Consider the following 21,570-nt stretch of genomic DNA (forward strand, 5'->3'; position numbering starts at 1 on the left):
CGGCCTCATGGGCACCACGACACGGAGGAACGCCTCGGCGATGAGGATGGTGGGCGCCCTGCTCGCCCTCTACCGCCAGGCCGCCGGCCACACCCAGAGGTCGCTGGGCGAGCGGTTCGTCGTCAGCGAACAGCAGATCGCGTCGATCGAACAGGGCAGACGCCCGCTGAAGCCGGACCTCGCCGAGCAGCTCGACGAATTGCTGTGCACCAAGGGCGCGTTGTCGGTCGCGCTGAGCAGGATGCCGGAGGTGGACCTGGTTCCGTTGTGGGCGGAGGAGTTCCTGGACCGGGAGCGGGAGGCGATCGCGATCTCGTCGTACGAGAACCAGGTCCTACCCGGGTTGCTTCAGACGGAGGCGTACGCGAGGGCGGTGTTCCGAAGTCGCGTACCGGTGTACGACGGGGACACGATCACCCGACTGACAGCAGCACGCATCCAGCGCCAGAAAATCTTGCACGCCAAAGAAGCGCCCATCACCTGTTTCGTGGTCTGGGAACCGGTGGTGCGGGCACCCATCGGCGGTAACGAAGTCTGGGCCGAGCAGCTCCAACACCTGCGCGAGTGTTCCGAGCTACCGGGCCTCATGCTCCAGGTGCTGCCCCTGAGCCGAGCCAGTCACGCTTCGCTCGACGGCCCGTTCGTGCTGCTGGAGACACCCGAACATCAGCGGCTCGCCTACACGGAGAACCAACGCGGCAGCCAACTGATCGCCGATCCCGACGAGGTGGCGATCCTCACGCAGAAATGTGCGATGCTGCGGTCACAGGCCCTCACCCCTGAGGACACGAGGGAATTGCTGGACCGTCTCCTGGGAGAGCAATGAGCAGCACCGCGCTTCGGTGGTTCAAGTCGAGCTACAGCGGCAGCGAAGGCGGCAACTGCCTTGAAGTCGCCCCCCGCCCCACCGCCATCCACATCCGCGACTCCAAGACCCCGGACGCCCCCCACCTCATCATGTCCCCGGAGGCCTGGGCCGCCTTCCTGTCCGTACCGTCGGAGGACACCGGCCCGGCGTCGGCGTAGAGCGCTCCGTAAGCCGTCCTCGCCGTCCGCGGACGGATCAAACGCTGACCGCCCTGCCCGGGCCCGGCGGATTCCCGTGAACGGTTGGACCGAACCGTTCGGCTGCGTGCCTTGCTTGCCTGCGCCGTCGATCAGGCTCCTGAACTGCACAGCGACCCTTCGACCCTAGTGCTGTGACCGCATGGGTCCGCCGGGTCGCTGTTGATGTGAAGTGCTCGGTGAAGCGGATGTGCCGGTGTGCCTCAGCGGTAGCCGGCCAGGCCGTCCGTGAGTTGTTCTTCGTCGCCGTCGCGGATTGCGTAGAAGGCTTGCTGCAGGGCGAACGTGCCGCGGATCGCGGCGATGCGGGCAAGGAGTCCGTGGTTTGACCAGCCGCCCAGGGTGAGTACCCGCTCCAGGAGCTCACGGCCGTAGCCGGCTCCGATGGCTGCGAGGTCCTCGGCCGGGTCGCTGAGTGAGACATCGTCCCAGTCGAGCACTCCGGAGAGGTGCGGCAGGCCGTGCGTCCACTCCCACAGGACGTTCTCGGCGCCGAGATCGCCGTGCACCACTGCTCGGGTGACGTGGGGAAGGCTGTCGAGGGCTGCGAGTTCCCGTTCGGCCCGGAGGCGCCCGGTGTCGGACATGAGCGGGAACAGCTCCGCGCGCACGTTCTCAGCGAACCGCCGCCACCGGTCCTCCGGTGCCTGAGGGAGAGCTGCTCGTACCGTCTCGTCGGTGCCGACACGGGCCAGACCGGACAGCAGCGTGGCGTACTGCGCCGCCACGGTGTCGGCCACTGGGGCGTCGTTGAGTGCGTCGGTCCCCAGCGGTTGCCCGGGAATGCGGCTGAGTACCAGGAACGGCTCCTCGTCGGTGCCGTGGGCGCCGCCCTGGAGCAGCGGCTCAGGTGTGCGGAAGCCGAGGTCGAGTCCGGCGAGTACGTGGAGTGCGGCCGCCCGCTGGGGCAACCGGGCGGCCGCTGCCCGGGTACGAGGCAGGCACACGACGCGGTCCGAGCCGATGACCACGATGTGGAATTGCCCCTGACGCACGGCGAGGTCGTCCGTTTTGTCATCGGGCAGCAGACGGCTCAGCAGAGCGCGATGCGTCGTACGGATGCTCACGAGTGTCCTCTGAATCCTTCGAAGGGTCGGAGGCGGTGCGCACGAAGCGCTGTCAGGCCGCGTCGGCGAGCGGGCGCCCGCCCCGGCGAGTGCCCTTCTCGGCGCGAATGCGGGCCCGTTGCCGCGGCGCGGGTTCCCTTGAGTCGCCTGACCAGGCACCGCATCTGCGCCCCGGCCGACCTGGTGTCGACGGTCATGGAATCCCCCACCCGAAGCGGGTTCGGCATCAGATCATTCCCCACCCTCACGGTCACGTTTCCCCAGGGGGATGACGGTCGCGCCGGGCGACGTACGGGCCTTCGCCGTCAGCCGCCGGCAGGCTGCTCAAGGGCAGGGCATGCTCATGTAGAGGGCGTGTTCGCCCGATGAGGGTGTGCCGTCGTAGAGCGTCGTGTCCAGGCCGCAGAAGGTGAATCCCATCCGCTGGTAGGCACGGATCGCAGGGGCGTTGATGTTGGTGACTTCCAGCCAGAGGTGCCCGGCACCGGACTCCCTGGCGAACTTGGCGGCGTGGCCGATCAGGGCGCGGCCGAGGCCCCGTCCTCGATGTGCCGGAGCGATTTCGATGTCCTCGATGGCCAGCCGTCTGTTCCACGAAGCGTAGGAGACAGTGGCGAAGCCTGCCAGACTGCCGTCGGTGCCGACGGCGACGAAGGTGCGGCTGTTCGGATCCCCCTCGGCCACGGGGGCATCGGCGTCGTCGGTGTTCTCGGCTGGGAAGACCTTGTGGATGGGCGGGTCCACCGGGATTTCCTGGAGGACGAACCCGTTCCCGGTGACGGCCACCTGGAAGATGGTGCGGGTGGTGAAGGACCCGTCGAGTGCCTCGATGGCCCCGGTGTCCTCAGGCCGGGCGGTGCGGAACTCGTAGCCCATGTCGTCAACGGTCGTCATGGCATGAACTTACGACCGGTCCGGCCGTCATGGATCGAGTTCCGGACGGCTTGCGACCCGGGCTGCCGGGCAGGCCGCAGCGGCCAGCGCACCTGAGACAGACCAGTGCGCCGGCCTTGCCGAGGGTCAGTCTCTTCACCACCTTGGGGTGGTTTGAGGGTTATGCGATTCCATACCCGAATCGCTCCGCCTGGCCTCGGGTGGCGCGGAGTCCGGGATCGAGGAGCCCGGCCGTCACGGAGCCGCTCATGTTCCTTCACGATCCGCACGCTGCCGGCCTGCGCGGTACGGAGGGCCGGGCGCTTCGGCCGGGGCGCCGGATCGGGCCCGGCGGGGCTGGTGCCGGCGCCGGTCACGAGGGGGCGGTTCTCCTGCCGTGCCCTCTCACGTCGACCCGACGAAGCGGGATGTCTCACCCAAGACCGACGGAGAGGGCTTGAGGTGCGGCTCTCCATGCGCCACCCGCAGCGCCTCCGACGGATCGGCCGCCTTCCGGCGACCCGTGGTCCGGCGCGTGGGCCGGGCCTTCGTCCTGCAGTGGGGGCTCATGCGCCGCGAAGGAGCCCCCAGTTCACGCAACAGACCGAGCGGCCCGCTCAGCCGTCCATATGGTCTGTTAAGTTGTTCGGTATGACCGATCTGAAACTTGCGCCGCGCCTTGCCGGCCCCCGCGAATGGGCCGCGCTCGTCGTGCTCGTGCTCGTCGTCATGCTGCTGGCGATCGACGGCACGGTGCTGTACCTCGCCGTTCCGTCGCTGACCGCGGACTTGTCCCCCACGTCCACCGAGGTGCTGTGGATCGGTGACATCTACGCCTTCGTGCTGGCCGGGCTGCTGATCACGATGGGCAACGTGGCCGACCGGATCGGCCGCAAGCGCCTGCTGCTGATGGGAAGCGCGGCGTTCGGCGCGGCCTCCGTGCTCGCGGCGTTCGCGCCGAACGCGGAGGCCCTGATCGCCGCCCGCGCCCTGCTCGGCGTGGCCGGGGCCACGCTGATGCCCTCGACCCTGTCGATCGTGCGTTCCCTGTTCGTCGACCCCGTGCAGCGCACCCGCGCGATCGCCCTCTGGTCGGTCGGCGCCACCGCGGGAGCCGCCCTGGGGCCGCTGGTGGGCGGCATGCTCCTGGAGAACTTCTGGTGGGGGTCGGTCTTCCTGATCAACGTGCCGATCATGATGCTGGCGCTGGTCGGCGGGTGGTTCCTGCTGCCCGAGTCCCGCGGCACCGCCGGCCAACGGATCGACCTGGCCTCCTCGGCGCTCTCGATCCTGGCGATCGTGCCCCTGGTCTATGCCGTCAAGCGCTGGATCGGCAACGGGGCCGACCTGCTCGTGCTGCTGGCCGCCGTCGTGGGGCTGCTGGCCGGATGGGCCTTCCTGCGCAGGCAGAAGCGCCTGAGCGTTCCGCTGCTGGACGTCTCGCTGTTCCGGATCCCGGCCTTCGCCGGCGCCGTCGGTGCCAACGCCCTGGCCATCTTCGCCTTCCTCGGCCTGCTCTTCTTCTTCTCCCAGTACCTGCAGATGGTGCGCGGCTTCGGCCCCCTGCACGCCGGGCTCGCCGAACTGCCCGCCACTCTCGCCTCCATCGCGGTCATCGCCGTGATCGGCTTCCTGGTGGTCCGGCTGGGCGCCGGGCGCTCCATCGGTGCCGGCCTCGGCCTGGGAGCGCTCGGCCTGGCCGGGATCGGCGCGACCGCGCCCTTCGCCTCCTACTGGGGACTGGGAGTCTCGCTGGCGGTCCTGGGCCTCGGCATCGGGATCGCCATGACACTGACGACCGACGCGGTGGTCAGTACGGTGCCCAAGGAGCGTTCCGGCGCCGCGGCTGCCATCGCCGAGACCGGGTACGAACTCGGCGGCGCCCTCGGCATCGCGGTCCTGGGCTCGTTGCAGGCGGCCATGTACCGCTCCCACCTGGAGCTGCCGCAGGACCTGGGGGAGGGCGAGCGCGCCGCCGTCAACGAGTCGCTGGCCTCTGCGCTGGCCACGGTCGAGGACGACGGGGTCCTCACGGCCGCGCGGGACGCGTTCGCCTCGGCCATGCAGCTGACGTCGTTCATCGCCACCGCACTCCTGCTGGTGGCGGCCGTGATCGCCTGGCGGGTCATCCCGTCGGCTCCCATGGAGAAGGTGCAGCATGACGCCGCCTGAGCGAGAGCTGGTCCGCGACCGGGAGCGCACCCGCCGCGCTGTCCTGGAAGCGGCGGAGCTGGCGTTCGAACAAAAGGGGGCCAAGGCCAGCCTCGCGGAGATCGCGGCGCTCGCGGGAGTCTCCAAGAGCGGGCTGATGCACCACTTCCGGACCCGGGAGGAACTGATCGCCCAGGTCATCAAGCACTCCGTGAGCCGAGCCTGGGAAGAGGTCCGCGCCCACGTCGACCTCGCCGAGAACCGCCCCGGCAAGTTCACCCGCGGCTACGTACGCGCCTTCACCGGAGGCAGCGAGTACCTGACCCGCGTCTTCAGCCCCAGCGGCCTGCTCACCGCCCTGGGCACCCTGGGGGCCGCGGAGCCCTCCGAAGTGCTCCAGCAGGCCGACGCCCGCGCCTGGAACGAGGCGTTCGACGCCGACGGCCTGCCCCCGGGACGGGCACTGGTCATCCGTTACGCCGCGGAAGGGCTGATCGCCGCGATGAACTCCCCGTACCTGACCCCCGAGCAACTCGCCCGGGCCCGGGAGGAACTCCTGGCGCTCACCGAAGTGGAACAGCTGTGAAGTCCCCGGTTCGCGCCCCGGCCCGCGAAGATCACGCACGGCCGACGGCGGGAACGCCCGGCACCGGCCGGGGGCCTGCCGAGGCGAAGCGGGAACCGGTCACCAGCACTTCGCACAGCACGGCCTCCACCGCGGCCCGGCTGAAGATCCTCCGGTCCTTCACCCGCCCCCTGCCCGCACGTCCTGGCGTTCGGGCTGGTGCCGGCCCCGGCGGTGTCCGCCAGGGCTCTGGCCACCCCGCTCGTCACCCAGTGGGTGCTCGACAGCCTCGCCGCGGGCGGCTCGCGGCGCGAGCCGGTACCGGTACTCGTGGGGCTGCTGGTCATCGGGGCCGTGGTCGGCGGTACCAGTGGCTCATGCCGGGCAAGCTCGCCGAGAACGTCGTCCACGACGCCCGCCGCCGGATGATCACGCGCTGCCTCGGCGCCCGTCCCTTCGGAGTCCGCGACCGCCGCGGCGAACTCCTCCTCGTCCGCCTAGAGCAGCTCCCGCACGCGCGCCAGCGGGACCCCGGCCTCGGCGAGGGTCCGGATCCTGACCGACTCGACCACGGCGCCGGCGCCGTGCCCCCGATGCGAGCGCGGCGAGCGCGGCGAGCGCGAAGGCAACGACGACAGCGAACGAACGCGTCGAACGACGGACGGAAGTCCCCACCTGATCAATTCAAGAGTGCGGAAACCGTAGGCATGTCCCAGGCGGAACCGCAGGAGGATCGCAACTCCTCTTGATCACAGGGCGATGATCCCCGACCTTTAGCGACCACCAGTTCCGCGATCATGTCGCTCGTTAAGACGCACTTCGGGCGCGTCGCGTAGGCCTTTAGCTAACGGTTTGGTTCTGTTCGTCCGATTCGGGATGAACGGAAAGAGGGCCCGGAACCTGTCAAAGCGATCAAGGCAGGTAGATCGTTCTAACGTTGCGCTGGGATCAGTGGGCCGTCTGGTGCCGGCTTGTTGATCCAGGCCGCTGCGGGGAGTGTCGGCGGCTCGGGCGGCTTGCGGACGAAGCGTTCGGGGTGCTTCGTGTAGACCGCCTGGAGGACGCCGGCACGCATCTCGCGGAGCTGCTCAGCGAGGCCGAAGTGGATGTCGTAGGGCGTGTGCAGGCCGATTCCGGAGTGCCGGTGCTCCTCGTTGTACCAGGTGAAGAAGCGGGTGCACCACGCCCGGGCGTCCTCGAGGGATCCGAAACGGCCGGGAAAGTCGTGCCGGTACTTCAGGGTCTTGTACTGGCTCTCGCTGTACGGGTTGTCGTTCGACGTCTTCGGCCTCGAATGCGACTTGGTGACGCCGAGGCCGGCCATCATCTGGGCGACGTTCTGTGCGGCCATCGGGGACCCGCGGTCCGAGTGGATCGTCAACTGGCCTGGCTCGATGCCGTACTTGGCGATCGTCTCGGACAGGAACCGCTCGGCGAGGTCCTTGTTCTCGTGCGCGGCGATCATCCAGCCGGCCGTGTAGCGGCTGAAGATGTCGATGATCGTGCAGAGGCAGTAGTAGACGCCCTTGACCGGTCCCTTCAGCTTCGTGATGTCCCAGCTCCAGACCTGGTTCGGGCCCTCGGCGAACAGCTCGGGAACGGTCCGGGGCGGGTGGACGGCCTGCCGACGGCGTTCACGGACCTCACCGTGCCGTCGCAGGAGCCGGTACATCGTCGACTCCGAGCACAGGTAGACACCCCGGTCCAGGAGGATGGCGTAGATCTCGGCGGGCGCCATGTCGGCGAACTCCGGGGAATGGAGCACGTCGAGGACCCGTATCTCCTCCTGTGGGGTGAGCGCGCGGGGATGCCGGCGTCGTTCTTGCCGCGGCCTGGCCGGGGCAGGGCTGCGACGGTGGTGGCGGTAGTAGGTGGCCCGGCTCACGCCCAGCGCGGCACATGCCTGGACGCGTCCGACCAGAGGGGTGAGCTCTTCGAGGGCCTGGTCGCGGACAGTGTCGAACACGGCCGCGGGGGTGGCCCCGGTCATTTGGTGTTCTCGCCGTTCCGGTCCGGGGCGCTGTCCGTGGCGAACTGGTCGAGCAGCGCGGAGAGCTTTCCCTGGACCTCGATGACGGTGCGGGCCTTGGCGAGATCGGCTTCCAGGCGGGCCTTTTCCGCCTTCAGCTTCGCGATCTCCCTGTCCCTCGGGTCCGCCCTCGGCCGTCCGGCCGGCGCGGCGAGCGCCGCCTGGCCGCCCTTGTCCCGCCGCTGCCGCCACGTCGTGATCAACGACGAGTACAGGCCCTCCCGCCGCAGCAGGGCACCCTTGCCCTTCTTGTCCAACGTCTCGTACTCCGCGAGGACCCTCGCCTTGTACTCCGCGGTATACCGGCGCGGACCGGCCGAACGGGCTTCCACCTGCGGATCAGGCATCCCGTGGTCATTCGTGCTGGCCACCCGGGCACTACTCCTTCTCCGCCCTCGACTCAATGAATCATCCAGTATGCCTGACTCGACCTACTTTGACAGAGAGGGGGCGGCGATGAAGGGAGCGATCCACTACGCCGACCCAGCAGCCATAGGCTTCGAGAAGGACGAGATGCCGCAGCTCTGGAAGCGTCTGCGAACCCTGATCCAGGAGGACCACGCCGCAGATCGTGCCCTCGGAGGCAAGGACATCGGCGTCGCCAAGACGCTCTCGGGCATGATCAACCTCATCACCGGCATCGCTGAAATGCGCAACAAGGTTGGCTCCGGACACGGCACCCCCACTGCCCCAAAGGGCATCCAGGAGAGCCACGTCCTTCTCGTCATCGACTCCGCCCACACCATCAGCCGGTTCGTCACGAGCAGGCTGAACGAACTCTTCGCGTGATCGCCCAACGCACCGATCTCTTGGCCGCAGCCCTCTAGGCCGTGTCTGGCATGAGACGATCGCCTGGTTTTTGGACGAACACCGGACCTCATGTCGGCGTACACCCGAACATGCACCGGTCGGTACGCATCAAAGTGCACGTCCTCTGCCCCGTCTTCAGCGCGCGGTCCGATCTGCAGCTTCTCGGGTGATGTCGGCGTAGATGCGGAAGAGGGCTGGGCGGGCTTCGCCGCCTCCTCGTTCGTGCAGGACCGCCCAGCAGCGGGCGATGAGCTCCCGAGCCTGGGTGCCGGGCCAGGGCTGGGGCAGGAGCTGAGGAGGCAACAGCGGGTCGGGCTCCATGGCGCGGGTGAGCTCGGCGGCAAGTTCGACCGCGATGGTGAGGAGTTCGGACGGGGAGAGTGCGGCAGGGCCGGTGAGCCGGGCGAGGCGGGGCTGGGCGATGCGGCTGAGGCGGTGGTAGCGGTCGGCGATCTCCTGCAGGGACCACAGGCGGCGGGCGAGTTCGACAGGCTCGTGGATGTCGCCCTTGCGCAGGTCGGTCGTGGTGAGAAGGGTGAGCGCACCATGGGCGCCGAGGCGATGGGCCGCTTCTTCGACGTACGGTTCCCAGGCGTTGGCGCAGACATACAGCCCGCCCTGGAGCGGTGCGCCGCCGAGGTGGACGAGCGTCTCGCGCAGGGCGTCCCGGGCCGTGCGCGCCGATTCGGGCACCGCGAAGGCGGTCAGGTGCCAGACACCGTCCCAGGGAGCGAGCCCGGCGTCTTGCTGGAAGGCGTGCCGGAGGAAGTCCGTGTTGGGAGCCAGGGCACGCGTGGTGTCCGCGGTCGCGTGCAGCTGCGCCTTGCGGCCGCGGCCCTCCTGGGTGAAGCGGCCCTCGGCGACGAGGCGTTTGACGCACAGCCGTACCTGCTGGTCGCTCATGCCCAGGGTGTTGGCGACGGTGTAGAGCTCGTCCGCGCCGACGGTGCCGTCCTCGCGGATCAGCGCGTGGACGAGCATGCGGGTGGGGACCTCGATGTGGTCCGCCTCGGTGCTCATAGTTCTTTCGCCCCTCTCGTTCCGACGGCGCGACGCATGGCGGTCACCGCGCCGAACCCCAGCAGCCCGCGCAGGTAGGGCGTGCGCTCGGTCCGCACGGCCGTGAAACCGCGCCGCTCGTACAGGGCCCTGGCGCGCGGATTGGTGTCGATCACGTCCAGTCTGATCTCCCGGCAGTGCTGCTCTGCCGCGACGGCGGCCACCTCCTCGATGAGCAGGCTTCCGACGCCACGCCCGCGTATGCCCGGGGCCACGGCGATGCCGTCCATGACGAGCTGTCCGGGGGCCGGGTGGCGTTCGAACAGGGCGAGGAGCAGGAGTCTGTGCAGTCCTCGCAGATGTCCATACGCGCGCAGCACGGCGGAGGCAGGTCCCCCGGTGAGGGCGCGGCCGCCGAGTTGGTAGCCGGCGAGGCCGACGAGCTGACCGTCGAGGAGCGCGCACACCGCGCGATCGGCGTTCAGGTGGGCGGCGATGAAGGGCACCGCCTTTTCCGGCGGGTTCAGGGCGGGGCCGAGTTTGCGGCCGAAGGCGTCCCAGTACAGCTCGGCCGCCCGCCGCTCGGCGCCGGCCGGAAGGCCCCGCCGGACCGTCACCGGTCCAGTGCCGGTGTCCGTCGTGTCCCGTCCCATGCCGTGGCCTCTTTTCTCACTGCACTCCGAAACTCGGAACTATCATTCTCGCGACGATCGTGCTTGTACTGATAGTTTTAGGCTCGCTCACCCGAACAGAGGCGGTCAGATCCCATGCATCCCAAGATCCAGCCCCGGCGGCGCGGGCTCCGCATAGCCGTGTGGTCACTCGTCGCGGCCCTGGTCGTGGCCGCCGGTCTCGTCGGCGTGGTGCTGTGGCAGCACTCCTACGCCATGGACGAGCAGCGGGTATCGATCCGCCACGGCGGCCACACCCTCACCGGAGTACTGGCCACTCCCCAGGACGGCCGCAAACACCACGGCCTGGTCGTGTACGTCCACGGCGACGGCCCCGTCGACGCCACCCACGACGACGGATACAGGCCCATGTGGGAAGCGAACGCCGAGGCCGGCTACGCCTCCCTGTCATGGGACAAGCCCGGCGTCGCGGGCGCGCCCGGGAACTGGCTCGGCCAGTCCATGGACGACCGCGCCGACGAGGCAGCCGCCGCCATCGCCTGGGCGCGCAACCGCCCGGACATCGACGGCGACCGGATCGGGCTCTGGGGCGTCAGCCAGGCGGGCTGGGTCCTGCCGAAGGTCGCCGCCAAGACGCCCGTGAGCTTCGTCATCGCCGTCTCGCCCGCGATCAACTGGCTCCAGCAGGGTCGCTACAACCTCCTAGCCGAGCTGCGCGCCGACGACGCGTCAGCAGGCCGTACCAACGCGGCGATCGCCAAGAGTGACACCACCCGACGGCTCCTGGAACGCCACGCAACTTTCGAGGAGTACGTCAAAGCCATGGGCGGCGACGCAGACGGCATGACCGCCGATCGCTGGGGCTTCATCTCCAAGAACTACACCGCGGACGCCACGCAAGACCTTCGCGCCCTGCGCGGCGTACCGGTGCTGCTGGCCCTCGCGGGCCATGACATCAACGTAGACACCGCCGACACCGAGCGTGTCTACCGCGAGGTGCTGGGCGCAGGCGGTGCATTGACGGCCAAGCGCTACCCGGACGCGACGCATTCCCTTGTCAAGCGGTCCATCGAGCAGTCGGACCTCAAGATCACGCTCACTGCGCTCTTCTCGCCCCGCTCACTCTTCGCGGACGGATTCCTGGACGGCCAACGAGAGTTCCTCAAAGATGTCGACCAAGGCGGCGACGCCACTCCATGACGGTCCGGCAAGATCGGCCATGGCGCGTGGTGCACGTTCGCGTGTACCGCCCGGTGCACTTTGAATCGTACGCCGACACCTCATGTTTCACCGGGCCGCTAGCCTCACGTCCTATGGCAACAGACCTAATCAGCGGCACCACCCGCGCCCACATGCGGGAGATCAGCGCTCAACTTGGTCCTTCCCGCTTGCGACCCTGCTGGGACGGCAGCGGCTTCACCCCCGGGCCGGCGAAGGACACCTCTGGGGGCGGGGGCAAGAATCTCTTTTCCTCCTATGCGGACCACATCAGCTGGAGCGACCCCGACCAGGTCTCTCGTGCCTTAGGTGTGTTCGAAAGCATGCTTCGGGCCTACCGCACCGTGGTGGAGTCGTCCTACGGCACCGAGGGTGAGACGCCCCAGCAGCGGTGGGCGAAGAAACTTGAAGCTGCCCGGCGCGAGTTTGAATACGACGGCTACCAGATCACCGACAGGCTCCGCATCTTCGGATCCGCAGAGAGTCGGCCCGACCACGAGATGGCCGATGCTCAGCTCTACGCCGAGGCTCTCCGTGTGCTGCGGCATGCCCGCAACCAGATGGAACGCCTCCCCTCCACCACCCGAGGAAAGCCCGAGCCAGAGATCCGCGACGTCCTCTTGGTCGCGCTCGGCGCCGCGTTTGCGGGTCGCTGCACTGCGGAGAGCCAGAACGGAGCGGGCAAGACCGATCTTCTCCTGCGGATCGGGGACCGCAACGTCCTGGTGGGCGAGTGCAAGATCTGGGGCGGTTCCAGCGACTTCCGCGAGGAGGACATTCCCCAGCTCTTGGGCTACCTCACCCGCTATGACCGCCACGCAGTGATCCCGCTGTTCATTCGCAAGGCCCGGCCGGAAGAGATCGTGGACAAGGCTGTGAAGGAGCTGGCCGAGCACCCGCGCTGTGTCTCTGCCGCCCTTCCCGACCATGAAGGTCGCCAGTACACCTTCGTGTTTAGGTCGCTTTCGGCGACCCCGTGGGATGTGGAGGTGGCCCTGATTCCCTTTGTGATCGAGTAGCAGGCTCCCAACGTCTGTATCGCTGGGAAGTGCACAGTGCCCTTCGGCAGGGGCTGAAGGGGCTGAAGGGGCTGAAAGCGAAGCAATCGCGAAGTGACACGTCCCGGACACCTACGCGACGTGTCACCGCAGGTCAGCGCCCAAACTGACGGTTCCGCACTCGCTAACACGGCCGATGTTCTCGACAAATGATCACCGGCACGGTGGGAGAGGGACCGGCACGCTGCAAGACTCATCGGACCGGGCACCAGTGCGGTCGCCGACCAGCAGAACAGGACGGAAACGCCACCATGGCCAGCGTTGTCGAGCTGACGTACTACCCCATCAAAGGCTGCGCCGGGACATCGGCGGGCGAGGCGCCGCTGACGCCCGCCGGGCTCGCGCACGACCGCAGTTTCATGGTCGTCGACGAGGAGGGAGTGGGGCGGACCCAGCGCCGGGACCCCAGGCTGGTCCTGGTCCGGCCCACGGTCGGCGACGGCGGTGCCCGGCTCGTGCTGCACGCGCCGGGCGTCGAGGCGCTGGACCTGCGCGTGGACACGGCCGGCGACCGGCGGAAGGTGGAGATGCTCGGGAAGGCCTACCAGGGCATCGACCAGGGCGACACGGCCGCCGACTGGTTCACGGAGGTGCTCGGCGCGCCGAGCCGGCTCGTGCGCGTGCCGCCGGAGCACGACCGGGTGACCGACGGCAGGACCCCCGGCACCTCCGCCTACGCCGACAGCTGCGCCCTGCACGTCGTCTCGCGCGCCACGCTCGGCCTGCTCAACCGCAAACTGGCCGGACGCGGCCTCCCGCCGCTGCCGATGAACCGCTTCCGCCCCAACATCGTGATCGACGGCTGGGACGAACCGCACACCGAGGACCGCGCCCACCGCATCCGCATCGGCGACACCGAACTGGGCTACGCCAAGCTCGCCGTCCGCTGCGCGGTCACCCTGGTCGACCAGGGCACGGGGGCGAAGGCGGGCCCCGAACCGCTCCGCACCCTCGCCGGCTACCGCCGCGCGAGCGAGGGCGGCGTCGCCTACGGCACGAAGTACGCCGTGCTGCGCACCGGCGCCCTGTCCGTCGGCGACGCCGTGACCGTGACCTCGTGGGGGGAGTCCGAACTGTAGGACAGCGGCCGGTGTGCGGGGGTTCAGCCGTACACCACCGACCACGGACGCGGGGTGTCGTCGGGCGGGCGGGCGGCGCCCTCGCGCCGGGAAGCGGCGGTGTGGCGGCGGGCCAGGACCTCGGCGGCGAGTTCGGCGAACCGGCGGGCGGCCGGGTGGGCTCCGCGGCCGGCGGGCCAGGCGCCGCCGATGCGCAGGGTGAGGGGGCGGCCCGCCAGGGGGGACCAGGCCACGCGGGGTTCCCTGCGGGCCGCCGGTCCCTGGTCGAAGGCGACTCCGTGCCCCGCCGTCACGAGGGCGAGCAGGAACTCGGGGTTGGAGGCGTGGCGGAGGCGGCCGGGGACGAAGCCTTCGGCGCGGCACACGTCGAGGATGCGGTCGTGCCAGCCGGGCGCGTGCGCGCGGGGGAAGAGCACCAGATCGTGGCCGGAGAGGTCGCCGAGCGACACCTCCGGCAACCGGGCCAGGGGCGAGGTGCGAGGGAGGACGACACCCAGGTCCAGTGAGACCTCGGGTCCGAGCCGCAGTTCGGTGGCGTCGACGGGGTGGTGCACCAGTCCGACGTCCAGTCCGCCGGAGGCCAGCAGCCGCAGCTGCTCCACGGTGGTGACCTCCTGCAGGTCGACGGAGAGCTCCGGGGCGTGTTCCGCGCAGGCGGAGAGCAGCGCGGACAGGACGGCGGCCGTGGTGTCGGGCGGCACGCCCGCGCGCAGGGTACCGAGGCCGCCGTCGGCGGCGCGGCGGGCCAGGGTGCGCAGCCTCCTCTCCCGGGCGAGGAGTTCGTGGGCCTCTTCCAGCAGCGCCGCTCCGGCGGCGCTGAGCAGGACACCGCGCTGCGAACGGTCGAACAGTTCGGCTCCGAGCTCCTTCTCCAGCCGGCGGATCGCCTGGCTGAGCGGCGGCTGGGCCATGCCCAGCCGCTCGGCGGCCCGGCTGAAGTGCAGCTCGTCGGCTACGGTGACGAAGAGACGCAGGTGGCGCAAGAGATCCACGGTCAAGGATCCTATGCGGAAGCCGCCTTGAGGGGACGGACCGGCCGGCCGACGGCCGGCCGGTGACGGGGAACGCCGATGTCGGGGGACGAGCAGTGACGAGCACGCGAACGGCGACCGAGGACCGGATCCGGCAGGTCTTCGCCGAGGCGGGCGCGAGGGGGCAGGTGCACGCCGTTCCCGTCCGTGCGCGCACGCCGGCCGCCGGGGGGACCGACGGCGAACGGGACGTCCGGGAGGTCGCCGTGGGCGCCGACGACGACGTGGTCATCGCTTCGATCTTCAAGGTGCTGCTGGTGCTGGAGTTCGCCCGGCAGGTCGTGGCCGGCCAGCTCGATCCGAGGGAGCGGGTGCGGGTGACCTCGGCCGACCGGCTCGGCGGCTGGGGCACCGCCGGCTGTCTGGACGACGTCGAGCTGTCGTTGCGCGACCTGGCCTACTTCGCGATGTCGGTCAGCGACAACTCGGCCGCCGACCTGCTGCTGGACCGGGTCGGCCTGGACACCGTGCGACTGCTCGCGAAGGAACTCGGCCTGGAGCGGACGCGCGTCGTGGGCGGCCCGCGGGACCTGCTGGAGTCGATGCTCGCGGAGGTCGGGGCACGCGACGAGAGGGAGTTCGCCGTGCGCTACCCGGCCCTGCCGGACGAGCGGAAGAGACGGCTGGCGGTACTGGACCCCCGTCACACCACGGCCGGCACGCCCCGCGAGATCACCCGGCTGCTCCGGCTCGTCTGGACCGATGCCGCCGGGCCGCCGGAAGCCTGTGCGCTCGTGCGCGACCTGATGGGCAGACAGGTCTTCCGCCACCGGCTGGTGTCGGGTTTCCCGGACGACGTCGCGGTCGCGGCCAAGACCGGCACCCTGCCCGGACTGCACATGGAGGCGGGCGTCGCCCGCTACCCGGACGGCGCGTGCTACGCGATCGCCGTGTTCGCGCGCACCCACGATCTGACCGTCTCCCGTGCCACGGTGGACGCGGCGATCGGCCGGGCCGCCGGAATCGCGGCCGCTTTCCTCCACGGCGACGGCCGCTGACCGGGGCACATATGCGTTCGCGTATCAGAAGTGTCCGACTCCGGTCTTGGACAGGGGACTTCCTCCCTTGATCTGCTGACGCCATGACCCAGGACATACACGCCCCGGACGGACCGGGCGTCCCCTCCCGCCACAGCCTCGGCCGCCGTACGGTGCTGCGGGGCGCCGCGCTCGGTGCGGCGGCCCCGCTGATCCCGGCCGCGGCGGCCACCGCGGCCACCACGTCCGCGACCGCCGGCCGCGACCGGAGCGGTGACCCGGCCGCGCGTTCCGTGTCGTTCCGCTGGCTCGGCACCACGGGCTGGCGCATCGACGTGGGGGGCCGCACCGTGCTCTTCGACCCCTACCTCACCCGTTTCCCCACCGGCCTGTTCGGCGACGGCCTCGATCCGCGGACCGAGCTGAGGACGGACCCCGCCGTCGTGGACGCGCACATCGGCCGTCCCGAACTGGTGCTGGTGAGCCACTCCCACTGGGACCACCTCGGTGACGTGCCGTACATCGCCAGGACCACCGGCGCCCGCGTCATCGGCACCGAGACCACGTACCACCTGCTCACCGCCCTCGGAGTCGACCCGAAGCAGATCTCCGTGGTGAAGGGCGGCGAGGTGCTGGACACCGGCACGGTCACCGTCGAGGTCGTGCCCGGTCTGCACAGCCGCAACAAGAACTGCGCGTACTTCGCCCCGGGCACGCTGAACGCCCCGCCGGCGAAGGTTCCCCGCACCATCGCGGACCTGCCCGAGGGCGACACCCTGGCCTTCCAGGTCACGGCGGGAGAGCACGGTCCGTCGGCCTTCCTCATGGGGGCCAGCGACTTCTCCGAGCGGGCGGTGCGGGGCCTGCGCCCCGACCTCGCGATGATCGCCGTGCCCACCGCCACCGGCACCACCCACCGCTACGTGCCCCGGCTGCTGGACGCCCTGGACGCCCCCGGTGTCGTCGTCCCCGTCCACTGGGACAACTTCGAACTGCCGCTGACCGGTTCCCCGGTCCGCGACCCGGCGATGGACCTCGACGCCTTCCTCGCCCAGGTCGGGGAGGCGTCTCCGGCCTCCCGGATCGTCGTCCCGGACTACCGCACCGTGTACGACGGCGCCATGCGGCCCGCGCGCCGGTAGACGCGGCCCGCCGGTCCGGGCCGGCGGGCCGGACCCGTGGCCCCGCGGACCGGGGCCCGACCCGGCCGTCAGAAGCACCCGCCCGGCCGCACGCCCGGTCAGTCGCGGCGAAGTGCGCCGGTGCGGCGCACGCGGCGTACGGCCGGGCGGAGTTCGGGGGGTGCGGGCTCGGGGTTCTCCCGGTCCGCCGTCATGTGCCCACCAGCCCCTCACCGCGCCGCGCCGCGCACCGGACGGACCCGCCGATGAGACGGGAGCGCCACGGCGCTCCTCGGTATTCCCGCGTCCGTGCGGGAGTTCTTCCCGCTCCGGCGTGCCGGATCTACAGTAGGAAGCGCTTTCTATTCGGAGGGGTGGATGCTCGATGGTCCGTGCGGGGAGTGCCAACGTGACGGCCGGGCCGACACTGGCGGTGGTGGCCCGCGAGGCGGGGGTGTCCGTGCCGACCGCGTCCAAGGTGGTCAACGGCCGCGAGGACGTGGCCCCCGAGACCCGCCGCCGCGTCACCGAGGCACTGGACCGGCTGGGGTACGTCAGAAGACCCCGGTTCGACGGCGGGAGGGCGCCGCACCTGGTGGACCTCGTGGTGCACTCGCTGGAGACCTCCGGGTCGGGCGCGGTGCTGCACGGCGCGGAGGAGGCGGCGCACGACGCGGGGCTCGAGCTCGTCGTCTCGGCGGCCCTGACGCGCAGCCGTGCGGAGCGGCCGGAGCGGGGCTGGCTGGACAGATTCTTCCTGCGGGGTTCGTCGGGGGTGCTGTTCCACCTGGCCGAGCTGAGCGAGCCGCAGTACGCGTGGCTGGAACAGCACCGCATCCCGTTCGTGATGATCGACCCGGTGCTCGAACCGCCGGCGGGCGTGGTCTCGGTGGGCGCGGCGAACTGGCGGGGCGGGGTGAGCGCGACCGAGCACCTGCTGGCCCTGGGGCACGAGCGCATCGCGGTCGTCGCCGGACACCGGCACACCCTGTGCGCCGACGCGCGGATCGCCGGTTACCGCTCGGCCCTCGCCGCGGCGGGCGTGCGGCACCGCCCCGAGTACGTCCGGCACGCCGGCTCCGGGCAGGACGCGGCCGGCCGCCGCCTGCGCGAACTCCTCGATCTGCCCGAGCCGCCCACGGCCGTCTTCGTCTGCTCGGACCGGATGGCGCTGGGCGTCTACGAGGCCCTGGCCGAGCGTGGTCTGCGCGTACCGGACGACATGAGCGTGGTCGGCTACGACGACCTGCCCGAGGCCCGCTGGCTCGCCCCGGCCCTGACGACGGTCCGCCAGCCGCTGTCCGAGATGGCGGCGACGGCCCTGCGGCTGCTGCTGCGCATGATGGACGGCCGCCGTCCGGAGAGCACCCGCACGGAACTGTCGACCCGGCTGGTGGAACGCGCGAGCACGGCGCCCCCCGGGTCCCGTACGGGCGGTCACGGCTGACGGCCGGCGCCCGTGCTCCGGCACGGCCGCGCCCCGGCGTCCGCCGGCGGCGGAACCCGGCTCCCGGAAGGCGGCCGGGCGGGGCAGGAGGCCGAAGGGCGGCGCCCCCGCCCGCCGCGGCGTGACCGTGACACAGCTCACGGCGATACGCGGCCCGATCTTGGAATGCGCGGCCCGCCGTCCTTGCTCCCCTCCTTATGGGCCTGCCCTGCCCAAGGGCCTGCCCTCTCCCGGAGTGCGCCGTGCAATGGTGCCCAGCGCGACCGGCCACGAGAGCCGGGGACGACCTCGGTCCTTCCCCCTCCCCTGATCCGGCCCGCTGTCCCCGAAAGGTCCCCCTGCACCATGCCCCTGGCTCTGCTGGCCCTGGCCGTCGTCGCGTTCGGTCTCGGCACGACCGAGTTCGCCACCATGGGGCTGCTGCCCCAGATCGCCGACGGGGTCGGCGTCTCCGTGCCGGACGCCGGCAACCTCGTCTCCGCCTACGCGCTCGGCGTCGTCGTCGGCGCCCCCGTGCTGACGGGCATCGGTGCGCGCCTGCCTCACAAGCGGCTGCTGCTGCTCCTGACCGGACTGTTCGTGGTCGGCAACGTCGCGTCCGCGCTCGCCCCCACCTACGGCACGCTCTTCGGCGCGCGCTTCCTGACGGGGCTGCCGCACGGGGCGCTGTTCGGCGTGGGCGCCGTCGTGGCCTCCCGGCTGGTCGCCCCCGACCGGGCCGCGCGCGCCGTCTCGAAGATGTTCCTCGGACTCACCGTCGCGAACATCGTCGGCGTCCCGGCCGGCACGGCCCTCGGCCAGCAGCTGGGCTGGCGGTCCGCCTTCCTCGCGATCGCCGTCATCGGTCTCGCCGCCCTCGCCGCGCTGGCCCTGTTCGTCCCCCACCAGCCCCGCGGCGGGCAGACCGGCATCCGGCACGAGCTGCGGGCGATGGGCAACCGGCAGGTCGCGATCGGCCTGGCCGTCGCGGTGGTGGGATTCGGCGGCTTCTTCGCCGTCTACAGCTACCTGGTGCCCATCCTGACGAACGTGACGGGCGTCTCCGAGTCCTCGACCACCCTGGTGCTCGCGCTCTACGGTGTCGGCATGACGCTCGGCACGCTGATCGCGGGCCCGCTCACGGACCGCGCACTGCGCCCGACGCTGTACGCGGGGCTCGCCCTGCTCGCCGCGGCGCTGGTGACGTTCTCCTTCACGGTCCACAGCGTCTGGCCCGCCCTGGTGACGATCACCTTCATCGGCGCGCTGGGCTCCCTCATCACCACGCCCGTCCAGATGCTGCTCATGGCCAAGGCGAAGGACGCCCCGACGATGGCGGCGGCCTCCAACCACTCCGCCTTCAACCTGGCCAACGCGGGCGGCGCCTGGCTCGGCGGTCTGGCCCTCTCGGCGGGCTGGGGCTGGACCTCCCCCGCCCTGGTCGGCGCCGTCCTCGCCGTGGCCGGCCTCGGCCTCGCCCTCGTCGGCGGCCTCCTGAACCGGGACGGCCGCCGCTCCGAGGTGATCACCTCCTCCTCCCCCGGGGCCCCGGCGGAGGAGGGCCGGGTCACGTCGGCCCCCCGCCCGGACTGACCCGCTCGCCCGCCCCGGCCCCCGTCGAAACGGGGCGCGGGGCGGCCGCCCAGCGGATCCCGCCGCGCAGGTGGGCGCGGAAGGCGGGGTCGTCGTAGGCCTCGGCAGCATGCCCGAGCGCGGTGTAGAAGACCCGCCCGCCGCCCTGCTCGCGGCACCAGGCCAGCGGGTGGTCCTCACCCATGCCGCCGCCGTCGTACGACGACTCGTCGGCCGAGAGCAGGACCCGGACCGATCCACGGGGACTGGTGCGGAAGTCGTACCACTCGTCGGTGAACTCCCAGACGGCGGGCAGGTGCCGGGTCGCCGGGTGGTCGTGGTCCTCGGTCACGACGCGGCCCGGCTGGAGGGCCGGGTGCCGGTCGAAGCGGGCGCCGAGCAGTTCGCCGTAGTACGGCCAGTCGTCCTCCGTGCAGGCGGCCGCGTGCACGCCGACGAAGCCGCCGCCCGCCTCGACGTATACGGCGAGCCGCTGCCGCCCGGCCGGGGTGAGCACCTCGCCGCTGGTGGAGAGGAAGACGACGGCGGCGTAGCGGTCGAGCGGTCCCTCGAAGGCGGCCGGGTCCTCGGTGGCGTCGACGGTGAAGTCGCCGAAGGTGCGCAGGGCGGCGACACCGGCGGGGATGGAGTCGTGCCGGTAGTCGGTGGTGCGGGTGTACACGAGGAGTGCGGGGGCGGCCATGGGCGGGAGCCTATGCGGCGGACGCCGGAAACCCGATGCCGGGCGAGCGTCGCGGTCCTCCAGAATGTGCCGATGATCGGCAACCGGATCACCTACCGCATGGCGGACGGCGTACGCGTCCCCGGAACCTGGCGGCACGCCTTCATCCGCAACTTCAACTACCACCTGACCGACCTGTTCGTCTACGCGGACGGGCTCATCGACTGCTGGGGGCTGGTCACCCTGGAGGAATTCGAGGAGAAGCTGCGCAGCGGATGGGTCGCGACCGAACTCCCCGAGGGCGCGGAGGCGTCCGCCTTCGACCTGGCCCGGTGGAAGTTCGCCGAGCCGCAGACCTGGCTCACGCCCGAGGTCCTGGTCGCCGAGGTACGGGACACGATCGACCAGCTCAACAGGCGCCCGGACTCGACGGGCCGCTGTCTGGCGGCGGTCGACGCGTTCCTGGCCGACCGGACCGAGGAGAAGCGGGAGGCGGCACGCGACGCGTACTTCGCCATACCCCAGACGCAGCGGCACTACGCGCTGGGCGACATGGACCGCAAGGACTGGCCGTTGCAGGTGCTGGTGGCCGGCCCCGGCGGGACCATCGACCGCCGGCCCGACGAGGCGGTCACGCAGGACCAGTACGACTGGGCGCTCTCCTACTTCGAGGAGCGGGCCGAGTGGACGGCGAAGGCGCGTTCGCGCGTTCCGGCCGACGGTCCCTCGACCGCCGTCGCCCCCGCGGTCCACCTGTACGAGAGCTACCCGCTCAAGCCGTCCGACGACCCGGGCACGAAGGCGCTGCGCAACGAGTACCCGGCGCCCGTCGAGGTCGACGGCGTCACCTACCCCACCGTCACCCACGCCTACTGGGCCCTCTCCGTCGCCGACCCCGCTCTGCGGGAGGCGGTCGCCGCCGCGGACAGCACCTTCGGCGCCCGCAACCTGGCCGCCGACGCCGAGCGGAGCGAGGGCTGGGAGCGGCGACGGATTGCCGTCATGACGGCGCTGCTGCGTGCCAAGTTCACCCGGCATCCGGAACTGGCCCGTGCCCTGCTGGCCACAGAGGACGCGACGATCGTCTACGGCGACTCCGACTCCGCCTTCTGGGGCGACGACCGCGGCAGGGGCCGCAACTGGACCGGCCGTCTCCTCGAACTCGTCCGGTCCGAACTCGCGTGTCCGATTCCTTCAAGACCGTCGTAGGGGCGC

At 70.9% G+C, this 21,570-nt stretch carries 20 protein-coding genes; 13 read left to right on the forward strand and 7 right to left on the reverse strand.

Annotated elements, in window-relative coordinates:
• The first annotated feature begins 7 nt into the window (after positions 1–7).
• Both KYY02_RS10620 and KYY02_RS10625 read left to right on the forward strand, forming a co-directional pair.
• The gene (locus KYY02_RS10620; RefSeq protein WP_371237718.1) at positions 8–826 is read left to right on the forward strand and encodes a helix-turn-helix domain-containing protein; all 819 of its coding nucleotides are present in this window, start codon (positions 8–10) and stop codon (positions 824–826) included.
• Complete coding sequence (locus tag KYY02_RS10625) at positions 823–1,026, forward strand: DUF397 domain-containing protein (protein ID WP_371237526.1); 204 nt, start codon at positions 823–825, stop codon at positions 1,024–1,026. Before KYY02_RS10620 ends, KYY02_RS10625 begins: the two co-directional genes overlap by 4 nt.
• A 242-nt stretch (positions 1,027–1,268) precedes the next feature.
• Here KYY02_RS10625 and vph read toward each other — a convergent pair whose 3' ends face one another.
• Together vph and KYY02_RS10635 are read right to left on the reverse strand one after the other, a co-directional pair.
• Positions 1,269–2,132, reverse strand: a complete 864-nt coding sequence (gene vph / locus KYY02_RS10630; protein WP_371237527.1) for a viomycin phosphotransferase — start codon at positions 2,130–2,132, stop codon at positions 1,269–1,271.
• A 324-nt stretch (positions 2,133–2,456) separates the two neighbouring features.
• Positions 2,457–3,026, reverse strand: a complete 570-nt coding sequence (locus KYY02_RS10635; RefSeq protein WP_371237529.1) for a GNAT family N-acetyltransferase — start codon at positions 3,024–3,026, stop codon at positions 2,457–2,459.
• Positions 3,027–3,656: 630 nt separating this feature from the next.
• On the opposite strand from KYY02_RS10635, the gene KYY02_RS10640 reads away from it, so the two are divergent.
• The gene (locus KYY02_RS10640) at positions 3,657–5,177 is read left to right on the forward strand and encodes an MFS transporter (RefSeq protein ID WP_371237530.1); all 1,521 of its coding nucleotides are present in this window, start codon (positions 3,657–3,659) and stop codon (positions 5,175–5,177) included.
• A complete protein-coding gene (locus tag KYY02_RS10645) occupies positions 5,164–5,742 on the forward strand; it encodes a TetR/AcrR family transcriptional regulator (protein WP_371237532.1) in 579 nt (192 codons plus the stop codon). The genes KYY02_RS10640 and KYY02_RS10645 overlap by 14 nt, the downstream gene beginning before the upstream one ends.
• Positions 5,743–6,652: 910 nt before the next feature.
• On the opposite strand, the gene KYY02_RS10650 is transcribed toward KYY02_RS10645, so the two are convergent.
• Positions 6,653–8,097 (reverse strand): IS3 family transposase gene (locus KYY02_RS10650; RefSeq protein WP_371237720.1). Its coding sequence is split into 2 segments (ribosomal slippage): positions 6,653–7,782 and positions 7,782–8,097, totalling 1,446 coding nucleotides; the frame shifts between segments, so codons are not numbered across the junction.
• 109 nt (positions 8,098–8,206) lie between these two features.
• Here KYY02_RS10650 and KYY02_RS10655 point away from each other — a divergent pair.
• On the forward strand, positions 8,207–8,539 hold the full coding sequence (locus tag KYY02_RS10655; RefSeq protein ID WP_371237533.1) for an abortive infection family protein: 333 nt from the start codon (positions 8,207–8,209) through the stop codon (positions 8,537–8,539).
• Positions 8,540–8,695: 156 nt separating this feature from the next.
• Here KYY02_RS10655 and KYY02_RS10660 read toward each other — a convergent pair whose 3' ends face one another.
• Entirely contained in the window at positions 8,696–9,580 is an 885-nt protein-coding gene (locus KYY02_RS10660; protein WP_371237534.1) for a PaaX family transcriptional regulator C-terminal domain-containing protein, read from the reverse strand.
• Positions 9,577–10,212, reverse strand: a complete 636-nt coding sequence (locus KYY02_RS10665) for a GNAT family N-acetyltransferase (RefSeq protein WP_371237536.1) — start codon at positions 10,210–10,212, stop codon at positions 9,577–9,579. Before KYY02_RS10665 ends, KYY02_RS10660 begins: the two co-directional genes overlap by 4 nt.
• 114 nt (positions 10,213–10,326) lie before the next feature.
• Here KYY02_RS10665 and KYY02_RS10670 point away from each other — a divergent pair, with 114 nt between their 5' ends.
• From KYY02_RS10670 to KYY02_RS10680, 3 genes are all read left to right on the forward strand, one after another.
• Positions 10,327–11,391, forward strand: a complete 1,065-nt coding sequence (locus tag KYY02_RS10670; protein WP_371237537.1) for an alpha/beta hydrolase family protein — start codon at positions 10,327–10,329, stop codon at positions 11,389–11,391.
• A gap of 113 nt (positions 11,392–11,504) precedes the next feature.
• Complete coding sequence (locus KYY02_RS10675; RefSeq protein WP_371237538.1) at positions 11,505–12,428, forward strand: hypothetical protein; 924 nt, start codon at positions 11,505–11,507, stop codon at positions 12,426–12,428.
• A 290-nt stretch (positions 12,429–12,718) separates the two neighbouring features.
• On the forward strand, positions 12,719–13,546 hold the full coding sequence (locus KYY02_RS10680; protein WP_371237539.1) for an MOSC domain-containing protein: 828 nt from the start codon (positions 12,719–12,721) through the stop codon (positions 13,544–13,546).
• A 23-nt stretch (positions 13,547–13,569) separates the two neighbouring features.
• On the opposite strand, the gene KYY02_RS10685 is transcribed toward KYY02_RS10680, so the two are convergent.
• A complete protein-coding gene (locus KYY02_RS10685; RefSeq protein ID WP_371237540.1) occupies positions 13,570–14,538 on the reverse strand; it encodes a LysR family transcriptional regulator in 969 nt (322 codons plus the stop codon).
• 95 nt (positions 14,539–14,633) lie between these two features.
• On the opposite strand from KYY02_RS10685, the gene KYY02_RS10690 reads away from it, so the two are divergent.
• The 4 genes from KYY02_RS10690 to KYY02_RS10705 all read left to right on the forward strand — a co-directional run bounded on the left by KYY02_RS10690 (position 14,634) and on the right by KYY02_RS10705 (position 19,694).
• Positions 14,634–15,575, forward strand: coding sequence for a serine hydrolase (locus tag KYY02_RS10690; protein WP_371237542.1), 942 nt, complete (start codon positions 14,634–14,636; stop codon positions 15,573–15,575).
• A gap of 83 nt (positions 15,576–15,658) precedes the next feature.
• Positions 15,659–16,696: an MBL fold metallo-hydrolase gene (locus KYY02_RS10695; protein ID WP_371237544.1), complete on the forward strand. Its 1,038-nt coding sequence runs from the start codon at positions 15,659–15,661 to the stop codon at positions 16,694–16,696.
• 364 nt (positions 16,697–17,060) lie between these two features.
• A complete protein-coding gene (locus KYY02_RS10700; RefSeq protein WP_371237545.1) occupies positions 17,061–18,122 on the forward strand; it encodes a LacI family DNA-binding transcriptional regulator in 1,062 nt (353 codons plus the stop codon).
• A gap of 345 nt (positions 18,123–18,467) precedes the next feature.
• Entirely contained in the window at positions 18,468–19,694 is a 1,227-nt protein-coding gene (locus KYY02_RS10705) for an MFS transporter (protein ID WP_371237547.1), read from the forward strand.
• Here the strand turns inward: KYY02_RS10705 and KYY02_RS10710 are convergent.
• The gene (locus tag KYY02_RS10710; RefSeq protein WP_371237548.1) at positions 19,669–20,376 is read right to left on the reverse strand and encodes a ThuA domain-containing protein; all 708 of its coding nucleotides are present in this window, start codon (positions 20,374–20,376) and stop codon (positions 19,669–19,671) included. The two genes, KYY02_RS10705 and KYY02_RS10710, sit on opposite strands and share 26 nt — an antisense overlap.
• A 72-nt stretch (positions 20,377–20,448) precedes the next feature.
• Here KYY02_RS10710 and KYY02_RS10715 point away from each other — a divergent pair, with 72 nt between their 5' ends.
• Positions 20,449–21,564, forward strand: a complete 1,116-nt coding sequence (locus tag KYY02_RS10715; protein WP_371237550.1) for an NADAR family protein — start codon at positions 20,449–20,451, stop codon at positions 21,562–21,564.
• Positions 21,565–21,570 lie beyond the last annotated feature (6 nt).

The organism is Streptomyces pimonensis (assembly GCF_041380215.1).
Taxonomy (GTDB): Bacteria; Actinomycetota; Actinomycetes; order Streptomycetales; family Streptomycetaceae; genus Streptomyces; species Streptomyces pimonensis.